Genomic DNA, 16,436 nt, shown 5'->3' on the forward strand with positions numbered 1-16,436 from the left:
GGGCCGGGTGGGCTAGCATGCCGCCATGTTCCTCATCCGTGACTAGGACCCCGCGCGGCGACCGCTCACCACGACCGGTGGCGCGGTGCCTTCGGCGTCCCTGTTCACCGGCGTGCTGCTCGTTGCCGCGCGCCCGGCTTCTTTCGAGGAACCTCACGATGTCTACGTCGTATTGGGCTGTTCTGCGCACCCCTGGCGCCGCCCGACTGTTCGGCGCCGCCATGATCGGCCGCCTCTCCTACGGCACCGTCTCGCTCTCCCTGCTGCTCGCCGTCGCCGCCACCACCGGCTCGTACGCGCGGGCCGGCTGGGTGATGGCCGTGCTCTCCACCGTCAACGTCCTGCTGTTCCCGGCCCGGGCGGGAATGGTCGACCGCTACGGGCCGCGTCGCGTGCTGCCGCCGATGGCCGCCGGGTACGCGCTCACCCTGCTCGGACTGGCCGCCGCGACGTGGCGGTCCGGCACCCCGTACCCCGTCCTGCTGGTACTGGCCGCGGTGGCCGGCGTGTTCGCCCCGCCGCTCGGGCCCGTCACCCGCGCGCAGTGGAGCCGGCTGGTGACCGACCCCGAACTGCGGCGCCGGGCCTACAGCTTGGACACCGTCGCGGAGGAACTCCTGTACGTCACCGGCCCGTTGCTGGCCGGCGTCCTCGCAACGGTCGCGCGTCCGGCCGTCGGCGTGCTGCTCAGCGCTGCGCTGGTCCTCGGCGGGACGCTCGCGCTGGCGGTGTCCGTGCCGCGAGAGACGGCTACCGGTGGCGCCAACTCGTCTTCTGGAGACGAGGTTTCGAGCACCCGTGGGCTGCTGTCCCGGGCCCGCCAGCCGCTGGCGGCCGCCGCCGGGGCCGGGGCGGGGCTCGGCGCGTTCGGCCTGCTGGCCGTGGTCTTCGCCGGTCAGCACGGGCGGGACGCGGACGTCGCCTGGGTGGAAGCCACCCTCGCCGCAGGCAGCGCGATCGGCGGCCTCGCCCTCGGCGCCGTCAACTGGCGTATGGCGGCCGGGAATCGGCTCACCATCCTGACCGCCGTCCTCGGCACCGCGCTCGCCCTCGCCGCGCTCGCCCCGTCCCTCCCCGTCCTGGCCGTCATCGCCGCCTTCGCCGGACTGGCCGTCGCCCCGACGCTCACCACCGCCTACCTGCTCACCGACGAAATTGCCGCGCCCGAACAGCGCACCCGGGCCGGCGCCTGGGTCAACACCGCCTTCAACGCCGGCGGTTCACTCTCCACCGCAACGGTCGGCCTGCTCACCGAGCGCCTCCCGCTCTCCGTCTGCCTGCTGCTCGCCGCCGTGCCCGTGCTGGCGGCGCTGGTCGCGGCGCCGTCCTGGCGGGTGTTCGGCAACGAGCGGGCGGTGGCGGCGGAGGGCTGAGCCTCCGGGAGTACCGGGGGTCAGGGGCGGCGTAGCCGCCCTACCTGGAGGAGAGGCGCCGGACGAGGGCGGGCCCACGACGGCCCTCGTCCGGCGGCTTTCGCTTCGACGTTCGCGGTCCGACCGTCAGGGCCGTGGCGGGACGTGCCGGCGCCGGCGGTGGGTCGCTCGGGCGAACCCGTCGAACATGGGTATGACGTCCCGCAGTTGATGAGGGGAGCGGGGCGTGGTGTGGCAGATCGGTGTGGTGTGTGCGGTGACCGGGCTGGTCGGTGCGGGGCTGTTGCGGTGGTTGCCCGTTCGGGGGCGGGTGGACGGCCTGACGGCGGTCGAGGTCGCGGGAGTGCGGGGCGGTTCGAAGGCCGCGCTGGGAGTGGCCGTCGTGGAACTGCACCTTGCCGGGGCGGTCGACGCAGGCTCGCGCGGCCGGCTGCGGCGGGTGGTGCACACCGGGCCCGGGCGTGACGTGACTGTGTTGCACCGGGCCCGTGTGGACGGCGTTCGGCAGGGACCTGTCGTTCGCCGATGCTGCCGCCGCCCCGGCCGTGCGGCGAGCACGGGATGAGCTGGGCGCCGAACTGGCCGGACGCGGCCTGCGGTGCGGCCGGGCCCGGTTGATGGTGGCCCGCCTGCTGGGCCTCGCAGCCGGCGGTGCGGCCGTGGGCATCGCGGCGCAGGGAGCCCGTTGGGCGGGGGTGATCTTGGCGGTGCTCGCGGTTGCTGTCCTGTGTGCCCCGGCGCGGACCCTGGCGGGGTGTCGGCTGTTGCGCGAGCTGCGCTGCCTGCATCCGCTTCCCGGTGGCGCCCCGGCCGGGACGGAGGAGGTCGGGCTTCTGGTCGCGCTTCACGGGCGCCGGGCTCTGCGTTCACTGGTGCCGACGTTCGCCGCCGGCGCCGGCCTGCTCGGTGGCGGTGCTGCCTGGGAAGCCGTTGCCCGGTCGGAGGGTGGCCCGTACGAGGGGTGGGGCGTCGATGCCGGTGACAGTGGGGGTAGTTGAGAGGTCTCCGCTGCGGTACTTCTGCTTCCTCACGCGACTGCGTGCCGAGCCGCCGGGCCGAGCCGCTGGGCTGAGCCGCTGGGCGGAGCCGCCGGGCTGAGCCGCCGTGCCGAGTCGCCTCGGCGCTCGATCCGTGTGTCCGGGCGCTCGATTCGATTGCGCTGACCATTGATTCGAGCGTCCGGATCCGGCATGGTGTCCTTCACAGCGCTCCGAGCTGCTGTTTCCCCAGGTTTCCGCAGTGAAGGGTCCTTGCTTCGTGGACGAGATCGACCGGGCCATCCTGCGGGAGCTCCAGGTGGACGGGCGGATCCCGTACGCCGAGTTGGGGCCGAAGGTCGGGCTGTCGCCGTCTGCTGCGCGGCAGCGGGTGCAGCGGCTGGTCGAGGCCAAGGCGGTGCAGGTGGTGGGGGTGACCGACCCGATGACCATGGGGCGGCAGACCATGGCGCTGCTGGGTCTGCATGTGGACGGCGACCCCCGGGCGGTGGCCGATGAGTTGTCGCGGCACGACGAGGTCGTGTACGCGGTGCTGACCGCCGGGACGTTCGATCTGTTCGTCGAGGTGGTGTGCGACCGTCCGAGCGACCTGCTGGATTTCGTCAACGACGTGGTTCGCGCCGTCGAGGGCGTCGTGTCGGTGGAGAACTTCCCCTACTTCGCGATCCACACCCACCGCTTCCTTTGGCACGTCGACTAGGGACTGCCCGGCCGATCCTGCCGGGCGCGATCGACCGGACAGGCCCTGACCCAGTCGCCGACGCGCCGTTATATCCGCACCACGCCGAGGACCCCGTCATGTCGCACCCCGAGCACCGCACCGTCGACTTCTTCGCCGAGGACGCACTCCCCGTCCCGCGCATCACCCCGGCCGAGGCCGAGCTCCTCGCCGCCCGGGAGCTCGGGATCGCCGGGCGCGCCGAGTCGCTGGGCAGCCAGCAGGACGCCAACTTCCTACTCCGCGACGGGGACGGGGGCATAGCCGCGGTGCTGAAGATCGCAAACCCGGCGTTCGGCGCCGTCGAGGTCGAGGCCCAGGACGCCGCCGCCGACCTGGTCGCGGCCGCGCACCCGGAGTTGCGGGTGGCCACCGTGCTGCGCGACCACGACGGTGCCCCGCGCCGGGCCGTGGTGGAGGTCGAGGGCGGGCCGGTCACGGCGCGGGTGTTGCGGCACCTGGACGGGGGTGCGCTGTCGGGGCCGCGGCATCTGTCCGCGAGGACCGTCGCGGCGATGGGGGCGATCGCCGGGAAGGTCAGCACCACGCTGCGGTACTTCCGGCACCCCGGGCTCGACCGCGTCCTGCAGTGGGACCTGCGGCACGCCGACCGGGTAGTGGCCCGGCTCGCCGCGCACGTCGGCGAGCCCGAGCGGCGGGCCGCCGTGCTGGCGGCGACGGACGAGGCCTGGGCGCGGGTCGAGGCGGGCGCTGCCGAACTGCCGTTGCAGGCCGTGCACTTGGACCTCACCGACGACAACCTGATCCGCCGTCCGGGCAGTTGCCCGCCGATGCCCGACGGGATCATCGACTTCGGTGACCTGACCACGAGTTGGGCGGTCGGCGAACTCGCCGTCCAGCTCTCCTCGATGCTCCACCACGACGGCATCGAACCCCATCAGGTGCTGCCCGCAGTCCGGGCCTTCCATGCCGTCCGGCCGCTGTCCGCCGCCGAGGCGGGGGCACTCTGGCCGCTGGTCGTGCTGCGTGCCGCCGTGCTGGTGGTCAGTGGGCGGCAGCAGGCGGCCGTCGACGCGGACAACGCCTACGCCACGGCCGCGCTCGACCGGGAGTGGCGGATCTTCGAGCAGGCCACCCGCCTGCCGCTGGCGGTGATGACCAACTTGGTGCAGGAGGCGACGGGCCACGTCCGCGGACCGGTCGCGGCCGCCCCGCCTACGCACCAACTGCTGCGTGGATTCGGCGAGTTCACCGTCCTCGACCTGTCCACCGACGCCGACACGATGGACGGCGGCAACTGGCTCGAAGCCGGCGCCGAGGACCGGGCGGCGGCCGCCGCGCTGGCCGGCGGCGCGGCGGCGGTCCGCACCCCCTACGGCGGCGTCAGGCTCTCCCGGACGCCCGCGCTTTCCGCCGTCTCCCCGGAAACCGTCTCCACCGGCGTGGACCTGTGGCTCGGCCGGACCGCCGCGGCGCACGCGCCCGACGCCGGACGGGTGCTTGCCGTCGGGCCGGGGAAGATCGAACTCACCTATGGGCAGTGGGTGTTGGAGCTGGCCTTCGCGGCAACGGTTCACCCGCTGGTGGCCGAAGGTGCGGAGGTCGGCGCGGGCGAGGAACTCGTCCACCTCCCGGCCTGCACCGCCGTCCGCCTCGCCCTGCGCGACGCCGACGGTCCGGCCGTCCCTCCGCTGGTGCGCCCCGAGTACGCCGCGGGCTGGCTGCCGCTCACCGCCGACCCCGCTCCGTTGCTGGGCCTGGCCCGCATCGAGCCGGTGGAAGAGCGGAGCGACCTGCTGGAGCGGCGCGGTGAGGTGTTCGCGACGGTGCAGGGGCACTACTACGACGCCCCGCCCCGGATCGAACGGGGTTGGCGCCACCACCTGTTGTCCACCGACGGCCGCTCGTACCTCGACATCGTCAACAACGTCACCCCGCTGGGCCACGCCCATCCCCGGGTCGAGCAGGCGGTGGCCCGGCAGTTGCGGCGGCTGAACACCAACTCGCGGTTCCACTACGCCTCGGTGGTGGAGTTCACCGAGCGCCTCGCGGCGCTCCTGCCCGCGCCGCTGGACACCGTGTTCCTGGTCAACTCCGGTTCCGAGGCAGTCGACTTGGGGCTGCGGCTGGCCATCGGCGCCACCGGGCAACCCGACGTGGTCGCGCTTCGGGAGGCGTACCACGGCTGGACGTACGCCTCCGACGCCGTCTCCACCTCGCTCCAGGACAACCCCAACGCGCTTGCCACCCGGCCGAGTTGGGTCCACACCGTGGACTCGCCCAACCCCTACCGGGGCCGCCACCGCGGCGCCGACGCGGCCCGCTACGCCCCCGAGGCCGTGGCGGAGATCGACGGCCTCGCGGCGGCCGGGCGTCCGGCCGGCGCGTTCGTCAGTGAGACGTTCTACGGCAACGCCGGGGGAGTGGCACTACCCGACGGCTACCTCGCCGAGGTGTACGCAGCGGTGCGGAGGCACGGCGGGCTGGCCGTGGCCGACGAGGTCCAGGCGGGCTACGGCCGGCTCGGGCACTGGTTCTGGGGCTTCGAGCAGCAGCAGGTCGTCCCCGACATCGTCTGCGTCGCCAAGGCGATGGGCAACGGGCACCCGCTCGGCGCGGTCGTCACCACCCGCGCGATCGCCGAACGGTACCGCGAGCAGGGCTACTTCTTCTCCTCCACCGGTGGCAGCCCGGTGTCCAGCGTCGTCGGACTGACCGTGCTGGACGCCCTGCGCGACGAGGACCTTCAGGGCAACGCCGTCCGGGTCGGCGGCCACCTGAAGCGCCGGCTCGAGGCGCTGGGCGACCGGCACGGGATCGTCGGCGCGGTGCACGGCTCGGGCCTCTACCTCGGTCTCGAACTGGTCCGCGACCGTGGCACGTTGGAGCCCGCCACCGAGGAGACCGCCGAACTCTGCGACCGCATGCTCGACCTCGGCGTCGTGGTCCAGCCCACCGGCGACCACCTCAACATCCTGAAGATCAAGCCCCCGCTGTGCCTCGACACCGCCGCCGCGGACTTCTTCGCCGAGACTCTGGACCTGGCCCTCACCCAGCTCGGCCACGCCGGCTGACCCAGGCCCCAGGCCCCAGGCCCCGGGTCCCAGGCCCCCCGCGCCGGGCGCTTCTACCCTCACACCTTCGAACTCCCTGGAACGGTAAAGATGTTGGACACGATCGTCGTTGGCGCGGGAATCGCCGGCCTCACCGCCGCTCGGCTGCTGCACGCCGCAGGACAGCGCGTGGTCGTGCTCGAGGCCCGGGACCGGGTCGGCGGCCGGATGTGGACGGACCGCACGGCCGGGTTCTCCGTCGACCGCGGCGCCTCCTGGATCCACGGCCTCACCAGCAATCCGCTCACCGACATCGTCGCCGAACTCGGCCTGGAGACCGTCGAGTTCACGGTGGGAAGCTTCCAGGCGGGCGGGCGGCCGATCGCCGACCACGACGAATCGCGGCAGCTGTTCGACGAGGACGCGACCGAGCAGTGGCTGGCGGACGTGGAGACCGCGGACGCGCTGTTCCAGCAGGCCATCGCGGAATCCGGCGACGACGAGAGCTACCACGTTGCCACCGAGCGCACCCTCGCCGAGACCGGCTGGGACGCCGAACGAGCAGACCGGGTACGGGTGTTCTTCCGTCACCGCACCGAGGAGCAGTGCGGCGCGGACATCGAGCAGGTCGCCGCCCACGCCCTCGACGAGGACGCCATCGACGGCGAGGAAGTGATCTTCCCCGGCGGCTACGACGCCATTCCCCGCGCCTTCGCGGAAGGCCTCGACATCCGCCTCGGAACGACCGTCACCGCCGTCACCAGGTCGGCCACCGGAGTCCGCGTCGACACCGAGGACGGACCCTTCGAGGCCGCCCAGGTGATCGTCACAGTGGCGCTGGGCGTTCTGAAGGCCGGGACGATCGCGTTCGCGCCCGCCCTGCCCGACGCCGTCGCCGGGCCGATCGCCCGCCTCGGCATGGGCGCGTTCAACAAGGTCTTCCTCCGCTTCCCGGAGCGGTTCTGGCCGGACGGCGTCTACGCGATCCGGCAGCACGGCCGGCCCGGCGTCCCGTGGCACTCCTGGTACGACGTCTCCGCGGTGAGCGGCGAGCCGATGCTTCTGACCTTCGCCGGCGGCGAATTCGCCCGCGAGATCGAGGACCTGACCGACGAGGAGATCGTCGCCTCCGTGGTCGGCGCCCTGCGCGGGATCCACGGCGACGCCGTCCCCGACCCCGTCGGACACTGGATCACCCGCTGGGCCTCCGACCCGCTCGCCCTCGGCTCGTACTCCTACGTCGCCGTCGGCTCCTCCCACGACGACCACGACGCGATGGCCGAACCCGTCGACGGCGTCCTGCACTTCGCCGGAGAAGCCACCTACGGCCACGAACCGGCCACCGTCCACGGCGCCCTGCTCTCGGGCCACCGCGCCGCCGAACGCGTCCTCGGCGCCGAGCTCCCGCTGACCGGGCTCACCCGCGCCCTGGATCCCTCGAACTGACGACCCGGTGCGCAGCCCTGGAAGCAATCAACCGGCTTCCGCGGCTGCGCACCTGTGGGAGGTCGGGGAGGTCAGAGCTGGAGCAGGTTCCAGCTCTGGTTCGCCGTGTTCCACACGTCGTCGGTGGCGATGCAGTCCCACTGCTGCAGGACGGCCTTCTCGACGGGCGCGCCGTTCGCGTCCAGACACCTGCCGGTGGCCCGGTTCCGCAGGATCATGGTCGTGGGGAAGCACATGCAGGTGTGCCCCACCCAGCCGATGGTCCACTCGGCGGGCGCGTAGCCGGCGCCGCAGGCCGGGTACTGGATGACGGGGGTGCCGTTCGAGTAGGTGCCCGCGCGCCAGTCGAGCATCAGGCACTGGCCGGAGTGCCGGGCCTTGATCCGGAAGACCCCGTTTCCGCTGTCCAGCAGCTCGAACTCCTGGGAGAGGCTGGTGTTGTTCGGCCACAGGAAGACGCCGGTGTACGCGGCGGTCGACGCCCACATGACGTCGGCCCGCAGCCCCGTCCGGGCGTTCACGATCTCGTACCGGGCGGGGTCCGCCGCGTGAGCGGGCGCGGGGGCGAGCGCCCCGACGACGACGAACGCCACGGCCGCCGCCAGGGCCGCCGGAGCGAGTCGAGAACGCCTTGCCGGCCGTGGTGAGGCGCCTTTGCCGGGACGGTCGGACCGTCGGGGAAGCGGTATCCGCATGCTGTATCCCTCCGCGAGCACACGAGTGGTCACCGGTGGCCGGGCGCCACCGGTGATCGTCGCCGGGTGAGCCCCGGCCCGTCCCACCCTGCCTTCGCACCCTGTGCACCGACCTTGCGGCCACCTTGCGAGCCAGGCCAGCATGGGGAGTTGGGCATTCCGCGGGCGCTGCCGACCACCTGGGGGGTACATGTGGACATCCGGCTGCTGGGCGAGATCGAGGTGCGGTCGGCGGGCCGGCCGCTCGACCTCGGAACGCCGCAGCAGCAGCTGGTCCTGGCCGCGCTGATCGTCGACGCCCGAAGGCCGGTCGCGATCGAGACACTCGTCGACCGGGTCTGGGGCCACGACCCGCCCGCCAACCCCCGGCCCGTCCTGTACGCGCACCTGAGCCGGATCCGCCGACTGCTGAGACCGTCGACCGCCCCCGACGGCGCCACGCCCGCACGGATCGAACGCCGACACGCCGGCTACGTCCTCGACCTCGACCCCGAGTTGGTGGACCTGCACCGCTTCCGCCGCCTGGTCGAGCCGCGCGACGACCGGCAGCGCGACGACCGGGCCCGGGCCGCGGCACTCGCCGAAGCGCTGCGCCTGTGGCGCGGGGAGCCCCTGGCCGGGCTCTCCGGCGGATGGGCGGCGCAGGTCCGGGCGAGCTGGCACCAGCGGCGGCTGGACGCGGCGGTGCGGTGGGCGCAGGCGGAGCTCCGGTGCGGTCGTCCCGCCGCGGTCGTCTCCGCGGTGCCCGACCTCGCCGCCGAATATCCGCTGGCCGAGCCCCCTGGAGCACGTACTGATCCAGGCCCTGCACGCGACCGGCCGGGGCGCGGAGGCCCTGCACCGCTACGGCCTCGTCCGGCGGCGCCTGGCCGAGGAACTGGGCGCCGACCCCGGCAAGGAACTCCGAACCCTCTACCGAACCGTCCTGATCGGAGACCCGACGCCCCTCCCACGGCGGACCGAAACCTCGCCTCGGGGCGACGTCGGCCTGGTCGCCACGGCCGAGGCGCCGACGCCGGCGATCCCCCGACGCGCCCTGCTGGCCGTTCTTGCCGGGGCCACCGTTTCCGCGCTGGCCCTCCGGCGCACCGGCTGCGACCGGAACGCGATCGCCGCCCCGCCACCGTCATCGGTCGAACGCGCACGTCAACTCTTCGCCAGCGCCGAGGAGTTCGACCAGCAGGACCGGACACCGGACGCGCGGGCCACCGTCCTGGACGCTGCCCGGCTGTGGGGCGAACTCATCGCACTCGACCCGGACCGCAACGCGCCGCCGCTCGCCCCCGCCGCGCTGCAGGCCCTGACCAGGGCGGGCGTGGACTTCACCGTCCCCCGCCCCACCCTCCTCGACTGGCTCGCCGATCCCACCCGCACGCCCTACCCGGCGATCTCCCAGGTGATCCTGCTCCGCGGATGGCGGTTCGCCGCACCGGTCTCCCTCGACGCCGTCGTCCGCGCCTACGAGCACACCCCCGGGACCACCTCGCCCCGCGCCGTCACCGAGGTGCACACCGACACCCTGAAGGCGGCCGTCCTGGACCACGCCAGAACGCGCCACGGCACGCAGGCCACCGACTTCGGTCAACTCCTCAAGGCGTGAACGCTGTTAAGGCGCCATCAGGAGTGCCGCCGAGCGGGCGACGCGGCGGGCGGCCGGCGCGGGGGCCAGGGCGGCGGTGGCGGCGAACTGGGCGAGGACGGAACCGTGGGTGAGGGCGGTGGCGGTGGCGGCGTGCCAGAGCAGGGGGGCGGCCACGGCGACGGTGGTCAGGGCCGGGGCGCAGTACCAGAGCACGAAGGGAAGTGCCCCGTACCAGTCCGCGGACAGCGACATCAGGTCGTAGCGGAGCGGTCCGCGGTAGGCGCCCAGCAGCGCCGCGCCGACGGCGGTCGGGGCGCCTGCGGTGAAGAGCAGCAGGACGGCCGACAGGACGACGGGCGGGGCCTGGATCACGGCGGCGGTGACGGTTGCGGCGGCCGCGCCCAGGACGGCGAGCAGGACGGTCGGCACCACCAGGTGGGAGAGCGCGATCCGGGCGGGGGTGAACGGGAGCAGGCCGGTGCGGGCCGGCCGGTCGGTCTCCTCCCGGGCGGGCTCCACCAGCGTCGCGGCCGCCAGGTAGGGGCCGAGGCTGAGCAGGCAGCCCAGCCAGGCGGCGGTCACGGGGGAGGGGTGGGAGGGCGCGGCCCACAGCCGGGTCGCGTTCAGCAGGAGCACGGTGCCGGCGGCCCACGCGGCCGCGGCGGCCAGGCGCCAGGGGCGGCGCAGCAGGGCGGTGGCGTCCCGCCAGGGCAGGATCAGCAGCCGGGTCCGGGGCATCGGCAGCCGCAGGCGGCCCGGACCGGTCCGCCGGGCGCGGGCGGCGGCCTGGGCGACCAGCGCGATCTGGCGGAAGTCGAGCAGCAGCAGACCTGTGCGGGCCCGGCCGAGGGCGTGCGAGCGGAGCGCGAGGTCGGTGGTCGGCAGGGTGGCGAGGGAGCGGTCGGCGGCGGCCAGGGCGAGGGCGGTGGCCGCTGCCAGGGTGACGACCGCGAGCAGGTGCGTCGGTCGGAAGCCGCCGAGTGCCCAGCCCGCCCAGCCCCACGGGCCGGAGGCTGCCAGCAGGCCGGTGGTCAGCTGGTGGCGTCCGGCGGCGAGCGCGCCGAGCTGCGCCAGGCCGGCCAGGGCGAGGGCCACTGAGCCGGCCCGCACCGTCCGGGCCCACGCCGGTGAGCCCTCGGCCAGGACGCCGACGGCCGCGGCGCACCAGGCCAGCAGCAGGCCGACGCCCATGGCGAGGCCGATCCCGAGCGGGTTCGGCCGCCCGCCCGACGCGGCGACCGCGCCGCCCAGCGCACCCAGGACAGCGCCGGCCGCCCCGGCGGCGGCCAGTGCGGCCGACAGCTGCGGGCGCAGCAGCCAGCGGCGGTCCACCGGCAGGGGAAGCAGCCAGCCGAGTTCCGGGGCCGGCAGCACGATCGGGCCGAGCCACAGCGAGAGCCGCAGCAGCCCGGCCGTGCCGAGTGTGCTGAGGCCGACCAGCAGTGCCGGGAGCCGTTCGTCGCCGGGTGCGAGCAACGATCCGGCCAGGCCGGAGAGGGTGTTGACCGAGCCGGTCAGGACGGCGAGCAGCAGTAAAGCGGTGATCAGCGCGGTCCAGACCCGCTGGGTGCGGCCACCAAGGGCGCGACGCCGGGCCCGGGTGCGGCGCAGCTCCTCGACGGCGGCCCGGGCCGCGCTGCCGGAGGCCGGTGCCGGATGCGGGGCCCGGCGGGTGGTCAGCGCCACGGGGTGGCTCCCCTTTGGAGGACTTCGGCGGTCGGGCCGTGGTCGACGACGCGTCCGCCGTCCAGCACCATCACCTGGTCGGCGACCCGGTCGAGCAGCTCCTGGTCGTGGACGGCCAGGACGATCGCCGTGCCGTCGGCCCGGCTCTGCCGCAGCGTGTCGGCCAGCCGGTCCCGGGCGCCGGTGTCCAGCCGCTGCTCCGGCTCGTCCAGCAGCAGCAGACGGGCCGGACGGACCAGGACGGCGGCCAGCAGCAGCAGTTGCCGCTGGCCGGCGGAGAGGGTGTCGGGGAAGGCGTCGGCCCGGTGGTGCAGGCCCAGGACGTCCAGTACCCGTGCGCAGCGGGCGGCGGTGTCGCCGACCTCGTGCGCGGTGGCGACCATCCGGACGTGCTCGGCGACCGTGAGGTCGGGGAAGCAGGCGGCGTCGTCCAGGAAGACGCCGACCTGCTGCCGGAAGCCGCGTTCGTGCTCCCGCACCGGGCGGCCGTCCAGCAGGACGGAGCCGCGGTCGAGGCGGCACCGCCCGGCGAGCGCCTTGAGCAGGGTGGACTTCCCGGACCCGTTGACGCCGACCAGCCCGAGGCAGCCGCCCGGCGGCACGGCCAGCGACGCTACCGCGAGCAACTGGCGGCCGCCCGCGCTGACGTGGAGGTCCTCGGCGGTCAGGAGCGGAGGCGCCGCAGCGGTTCCTGGCTGGTCCGGCGGCCTTCGACGGCGGTCCCTCCCCATGCGTGTCCCCCCGGGCGCGTTGGTGGTGGTCAGACCCGCTCAGCGTAGGCCGCGCGGTTTCGGCCTCAGCGGGAACCCCCTTGAGCGGGAGCGGGGTTCAGCGTCTCGAGGACCGAGACGACCAGGGCCCGCAGGAAGTCCGGGTCGAACGGTCCGTAGGTGCGCAGGCCGTCGTCCGTGCGGGGCGACATCAGGTGGCCGAGGCGCGGGTGGATGCTCAGCCGCGAGCGCAGGCCGTGCCGGAGCGCCGCGCGGTGCAGCAGGTGGGCCTGCCGGGGCGGGGTGGTCCAGTCCTCGGCGCCGACGTGGACGGCGATCCGGCCGGTGAGCGTGGCCAGGCGCCGGTACGGGGCGGGCTGGGCGAACCAGTCGCGCCAGAACGAGGCGGGCGCCGAGTCGTCGCCGCCCGTCAGCGCGGCGTCCTCCCAGGCGTCGTACTCCAACGCCAGCTCGGCGCGCAGCAGTTCGAGCTCGGCGTGCGGCCCGAAGCGGTCGACCAGGTCGAACGGTTCCCACCAGCCGCTGCGCCCGGCGGTGTCGGCGAGGGCGGCGGCGAGGTCGACGGTGCCGTCGGCGGCGGTGAAGCCGCCGGCCAGCCACTCCAGCCGCCGGTCGAGGCCCATCCAGCGCTGGGACACCGGGCGGGCCTCGGCGATCGGCGCGACCAGCGCCAAGTAGCTGTCGCCGCCCAGGCGTTCGGCGGCGGCCAGTGCGACCTCGGTGCCCATGGAGACGCCCAGCAGCAGTACTCGCTCGTTGTCCACCGCGGGGTGGGCGCGCAGCTGCTCGACCGCCCGGACGGCGTCGTCGACCAGCCCGGTGAAGGTGAACCGGGCCGAGCCGGCGCCCCCGTTGCGGTCCTCCGTCAGGAACCGGGTGTCGTACGAGACGGCCCCGATCCCGGCCGCGACCAGCGCCGTCCCCAGGTCGGCGAACAACCGGACCGGGCCGTTCCCGGAGGCCTCGGCGGGAAGGTACCCCTCCTGGTCCCAAGCCCCGAACGGGTGCAGCATCACCACTGCCGGCGCCGGCCGTTCGGCGGGCAGCCGAAGTATCGCGGTGCGGTTCTGTCCGAGCGGGATTCGATGGGTGGAAGTGTCGATCACGCCCGGCACTGTCCCAGACCCGCGCCGGGTCGCATAACCCCCGCACGGCACCTCACATCTCGGCGGGCCGTCCGGTCGTAGAGGAGGAAACCGCCGATACGTTCCGAGAAGAGGACGAGATGACCACCAGCAGCGAAGCCGAGATCAGGGCACTCCTGGAGCGCCGTCACACCGCTCATCAGGCGAAGGACCTCGACCTGCTGATGTCCTTCTACACGCCGGGCATCGTCTACTACGACGCCGTCGCCCCGCTGCGGTTCATCGGCACCGAGGAGGTGCGCCGCAACTTCGCGCGGTGGTTCGACGGGTACGAAGGTCCGATCAGCCTGCAGACGCACGATCTGATCGTCAGGGTGGACGGGGACCTCGCGTTCGCGTTCATGCTCCACCTCGACTCGGGGCAGCGGAAGGACACCGGCCTCCAGGCGGCGGTCTGGGTGCGGGAGACGGTCTGTCTGCTGCGGACGGAGGGCGGTTGGAAGATCATCCACGAGCACGTCTCCATCCCGTTCGACCTGACGACGTTCCGGCCGTGGCTGCCCGCCGAGAAGGACGACCGGCCGGTGTGACGCTCCGTTACCGTCGCGTCGGCGAGCCGGGCTCCGGGGGCGGTCGTACATTGAGCGGATGATCGTCGACAACGGGACGGGGCCGGCGCGGCCGGTGCGGTACGGGTGGGGGCCGTCCGGGCACTGGCTGGCCGCGCGGGGGCGGTGGGAGGAGCTGCTGAAACGTTTCCGGCTGGCCAGGGCGCTCGGTGACGCGCTGGCGGGGCCGCTCGGGCACCTGGTGGCGTACGGGGCGCCCGCGGCTCTCGCGGCGCGGCTGTTCGACCCCGACGGCGGGCCGGGTGCGGCGGCGACGGTCGGTGACCACGACGCCGGGCCGCTGTGGGAGGTGCTGGCGACCCGCCACCCCTGGCCGGTGCTGGCCGCGCTGCCGCTGCCGCCCGCGATCCGTCACCTGGCCGCGCACACCCGGGCCCTGCTCGGCGAGGAGACGGGGGCGACGTACCGGCTGCGCCCGTGGGAGGACTGCGGGTGGGAGCGCGACACCCGGGTCCGCGAGTACCTGCCCGGCGGTGGCGCGCGGCGCGCCCTGCACCTGGCGCCGCCCACCCGGGAAGGGCTCGGCGTCCTCGAACTCCCGTCCCCCGGCGCCCGGTTGACCGGACTCCCGGCGACCGCGCTACTCGCCGGACTGTCCGGCTGGACCACCGCCGTGTGCGTGCGCGGCCGCGCCACCGACGCCGCCGCGCAGCTCGCCGCCGGGCCGGACGTCACCGGCGGCCAGCTGCCGTTCGCCGCGCTGTACCCGGCGCTGGTCCATCTCGCGTCCGCCCGCCCCGACCTCGGCGCGGCCCAAGGACGGCTCGCCGTCCGGGAGTTGCTCACCGCCATGAGCGGCCCGGGCGCGGCCGGCGTCGACGCGCTGGTCGCCCGGCTGCACTGCCTGGCCTGGACCGAACCGGGCGACGACCTCCGGCACCTGCACCTCGCCCTGGAGGACCCCGCCACCGGCCTCGCCTGGGCCCTCTCCGGCACCACCCCCGACCCGGCCTGACGCGCCCCCGCATACGCAGACGCCCCCGCCGGCCTCGCCTGGGCCCTCTCCGGCACCACCCCCGACCCCGCCTGAGGACGCGGCATACGACAGACGCCCCCACCGGCGTCCCGGGAAGACCCGGAACCCCGGCGGGGGCGACGTGCGATGCAGCAGGAAGGTCAGGCGGCCGGCTCAGTCACCGGGGCCTGCGCCTGGGCGGGCAGGTCGGCGGTCTCGGGCGTGCCCGCGCTCTCGTCGTAGGGGAGCGCGCCGGTGAAGACGGCGTTCATCCGCTCGCGGTCGAGCTCGCCGGTCCAGTGTCCGATCAGGACGGTCGCGGCGGCGTTGCCCGCGAAGTTGGTGAGGGCGCGGGCCTCGGACATGAAGCGGTCGATGCCGACGATCAGGCCGACGCCGTCGACCAGCGCGGGCTTGTGCGACTGGAGACCGCCGGCCAGGGTGGCCAGGCCGGCGCCGGTGACGCCCGCCGCGCCCTTGGAGGCGATGATCATGAACAGCAGCAGGGAGAGCTGCTCGCCGATCGACATCGGCTTGTCCATCGCCTCGGAGATGAAGATCGAGGCCATGGTCAGGTAGATCGCGGTGCCGTCCAGGTTGAAGCTGTAGCCGGTCGGCACGGTGATGCCGACGACCGGGCGGCTCACGCCGAGGTGCTCCATCTTGGAGATCAGCCGGGGCAGCGCGCTCTCGGAGGACGAGGTGGACAGGATGAGCAGGAACTCCCGGCCCAGGTAGCGCAGCAGGCTGAAGATGTTCACGCCGGCGGCCAGCCGGAGCAGCAGGCCGAGGACCACGACCACGAACAGCACGCAGGTCACGTAGAAGCCGATCATGATCACGGCGAGGCTCTTCAGTGCGGCCGTGCCGGTCGCGCCGACCACCGCCGCCATCGCGCCGAACGCGCCGATCGGGGCGACCCACATGATCATCGACATCACGCGGAACACCAGCTTCTGCAGGTGCTCGACGCCGCGCAGGATCGGCGCGCCCGCCTTGCCCATGCCCTGCAGCGCGAAGCCGACCAGCAGCGCGACCAGCAGGGTCTGCAGGACCTGGCCCTGGGTCAGCGAGGACACCAGGGTGGTGGGGATGATCCCGAGCAGGAAGTCGGTGGTGGACGAGGCGCCCACCGCGGCCTGCGCGTGGCCGGACTTCGCCAGCGCCGCCGTCAGGTGCAGCCCGCTGCCCGGCTCCAGCAGGTTGCCGACCAGCAGGCCGATGCCGAGCGCCACGGTGGACGTCAGCAGGAAGTAGCCGAGCGCCAGGCCGCCGACCCTGCCGACCTTCGCCGCCTTGGTGACCGATCCCACACCCAGCACGATGGTGCAGAAGATGACCGGGGAGATCATCATCTTGATCAGGTTGACGAAGCCGGTGCCGATCGGCTTCAGCTCCACCGCGAACTTCGGCGCCGCCAGACCCACCACGATCGCCGCGACCACCGCCGCGATCACCGCCAGGTACAGGTAGTGCGTCCGGTCGGATTTTCTGGTCGGCTTCCCGTTCGTGGTGGGGGTCATC

The 16,436-nt window shown here is 74.0% G+C and carries 13 protein-coding genes and 2 pseudogenes; 10 read left to right on the plus strand and 5 right to left on the minus strand.

Translation table 11 applies throughout. The annotated features are described in order from the left end of the window. Positions 1-158: 158 nt before the first annotated feature. The 5 genes from ACFYST_RS03590 (at position 159) to ACFYST_RS03610 (ending at position 7,549) form a co-directional block, all read left to right on the plus strand. Positions 159-1,373 carry an MFS transporter gene (locus ACFYST_RS03590; protein ID WP_387859572.1) on the plus strand — a complete coding sequence of 405 codons (1,215 nt, stop codon included), beginning with the start codon at positions 159-161 and terminating at the stop codon, positions 1,371-1,373. A 488-nt stretch (positions 1,374-1,861) separates the two neighbouring features. Continuing rightward, positions 1,862-2,371: a hypothetical protein gene (locus ACFYST_RS03595; RefSeq protein ID WP_387859574.1), complete on the plus strand. Its 510-nt coding sequence runs from the start codon at positions 1,862-1,864 to the stop codon at positions 2,369-2,371. 259 nt (positions 2,372-2,630) lie between these two features. Next, on the plus strand, positions 2,631-3,071 hold the full coding sequence (locus tag ACFYST_RS03600; RefSeq protein WP_387634875.1) for an Lrp/AsnC family transcriptional regulator: 441 nt from the start codon (positions 2,631-2,633) through the stop codon (positions 3,069-3,071). Between the two features lie 98 nt (positions 3,072-3,169). Next, positions 3,170-6,124 (plus strand): aminotransferase, encoded by a 2,955-nt coding sequence (locus tag ACFYST_RS03605; RefSeq protein WP_387859576.1) that lies wholly within the window; start codon positions 3,170-3,172, stop codon positions 6,122-6,124. A gap of 90 nt (positions 6,125-6,214) precedes the next feature. Then, complete coding sequence (locus tag ACFYST_RS03610) at positions 6,215-7,549, plus strand: flavin monoamine oxidase family protein (protein ID WP_387859577.1); 1,335 nt, start codon at positions 6,215-6,217, stop codon at positions 7,547-7,549. Positions 7,550-7,620: 71 nt separating this feature from the next. Here the strand turns inward: ACFYST_RS03610 and ACFYST_RS03615 are convergent, their stop codons facing one another. Beyond that, entirely contained in the window at positions 7,621-8,142 is a 522-nt protein-coding gene (locus tag ACFYST_RS03615) for an RICIN domain-containing protein (RefSeq protein WP_387859579.1), read from the minus strand. 600 nt (positions 8,143-8,742) lie between these two features. On the opposite strand from ACFYST_RS03615, the pseudogene ACFYST_RS03620 reads away from it, so the two are divergent. The 3 genes and pseudogenes from ACFYST_RS03620 to ACFYST_RS03630 form a co-directional block, all read left to right on the plus strand. Continuing rightward, positions 8,743-9,012: pseudogene (locus ACFYST_RS03620) on the plus strand (BTAD domain-containing putative transcriptional regulator); the annotation flags it as partial. A 28-nt stretch (positions 9,013-9,040) separates the two neighbouring features. After that, positions 9,041-9,160, plus strand: a pseudogene (locus ACFYST_RS03625) (BTAD domain-containing putative transcriptional regulator); the annotation flags it as partial. 399 nt (positions 9,161-9,559) lie between these two features. Then, positions 9,560-9,844, plus strand: a complete 285-nt coding sequence (locus tag ACFYST_RS03630; protein WP_387859580.1) for a hypothetical protein — start codon at positions 9,560-9,562, stop codon at positions 9,842-9,844. A 6-nt stretch (positions 9,845-9,850) separates the two neighbouring features. Here the strand turns inward: ACFYST_RS03630 and ACFYST_RS03635 are convergent, their stop codons facing one another. From ACFYST_RS03635 to ACFYST_RS03645, 3 genes are all read right to left on the minus strand, one after another. Continuing rightward, positions 9,851-11,512 (minus strand): DUF6297 family protein, encoded by a 1,662-nt coding sequence (locus ACFYST_RS03635; RefSeq protein ID WP_387859582.1) that lies wholly within the window; start codon positions 11,510-11,512, stop codon positions 9,851-9,853. Then, complete coding sequence (locus ACFYST_RS03640) at positions 11,503-12,138, minus strand: ATP-binding cassette domain-containing protein (RefSeq protein ID WP_387859584.1); 636 nt, start codon at positions 12,136-12,138, stop codon at positions 11,503-11,505. Before ACFYST_RS03640 ends, ACFYST_RS03635 begins: the two co-directional genes overlap by 10 nt. A 170-nt stretch (positions 12,139-12,308) precedes the next feature. Next, a complete protein-coding gene (locus ACFYST_RS03645) occupies positions 12,309-13,349 on the minus strand; it encodes an alpha/beta hydrolase family protein (RefSeq protein WP_387859585.1) in 1,041 nt (346 codons plus the stop codon). Positions 13,350-13,468: 119 nt separating this feature from the next. Between ACFYST_RS03645 and ACFYST_RS03650 the strand changes: the two genes are divergently transcribed. Together ACFYST_RS03650 and ACFYST_RS03655 are read left to right on the plus strand one after the other, a co-directional pair. Further along, positions 13,469-13,918: a YybH family protein gene (locus ACFYST_RS03650; RefSeq protein WP_387859587.1), complete on the plus strand. Its 450-nt coding sequence runs from the start codon at positions 13,469-13,471 to the stop codon at positions 13,916-13,918. Positions 13,919-13,976: 58 nt separating this feature from the next. Next, entirely contained in the window at positions 13,977-14,912 is a 936-nt protein-coding gene (locus tag ACFYST_RS03655; protein WP_387859588.1) for a hypothetical protein, read from the plus strand. Positions 14,913-15,073: 161 nt separating this feature from the next. Here ACFYST_RS03655 and ACFYST_RS03660 read toward each other — a convergent pair whose 3' ends face one another. Further along, positions 15,074-16,435, minus strand: coding sequence for a cation:dicarboxylate symporter family transporter (locus ACFYST_RS03660; RefSeq protein ID WP_387859590.1), 1,362 nt, complete (start codon positions 16,433-16,435; stop codon positions 15,074-15,076). Position 16,436 lies beyond the last annotated feature (1 nt).

The sequence above is a fragment of the Kitasatospora sp. NPDC004614 genome (assembly GCF_042873675.1).
In the GTDB taxonomy this organism is placed as follows: domain Bacteria; phylum Actinomycetota; class Actinomycetes; order Streptomycetales; family Streptomycetaceae; genus Kitasatospora.

What these genes read in the sequence shown, in the direction of transcription:
- ACFYST_RS03590 (WP_387859572.1), top strand. Translation starts at nt 159, where the DNA reads ATGTCTACGTCGTATTGGGCTGTTCTGCGCACCCCTGGCGCCGCCCGA.
- ACFYST_RS03605 (WP_387859576.1), top strand. Translation starts at nt 3,170, where the DNA reads ATGTCGCACCCCGAGCACCGCACCGTCGACTTCTTCGCCGAGGACGCA.
- ACFYST_RS03610 (WP_387859577.1), top strand. Translation starts at nt 6,215, where the DNA reads ATGTTGGACACGATCGTCGTTGGCGCGGGAATCGCCGGCCTCACCGCC.
- ACFYST_RS03650 (WP_387859587.1), top strand. Translation starts at nt 13,469, where the DNA reads ATGACCACCAGCAGCGAAGCCGAGATCAGGGCACTCCTGGAGCGCCGT.
- ACFYST_RS03655 (WP_387859588.1), top strand. Translation starts at nt 13,977, where the DNA reads ATGATCGTCGACAACGGGACGGGGCCGGCGCGGCCGGTGCGGTACGGG.
- ACFYST_RS03660 (WP_387859590.1), bottom strand. Translation starts at nt 16,435, where the DNA reads ATGACCCCCACCACGAACGGGAAGCCGACCAGAAAATCCGACCGGACG.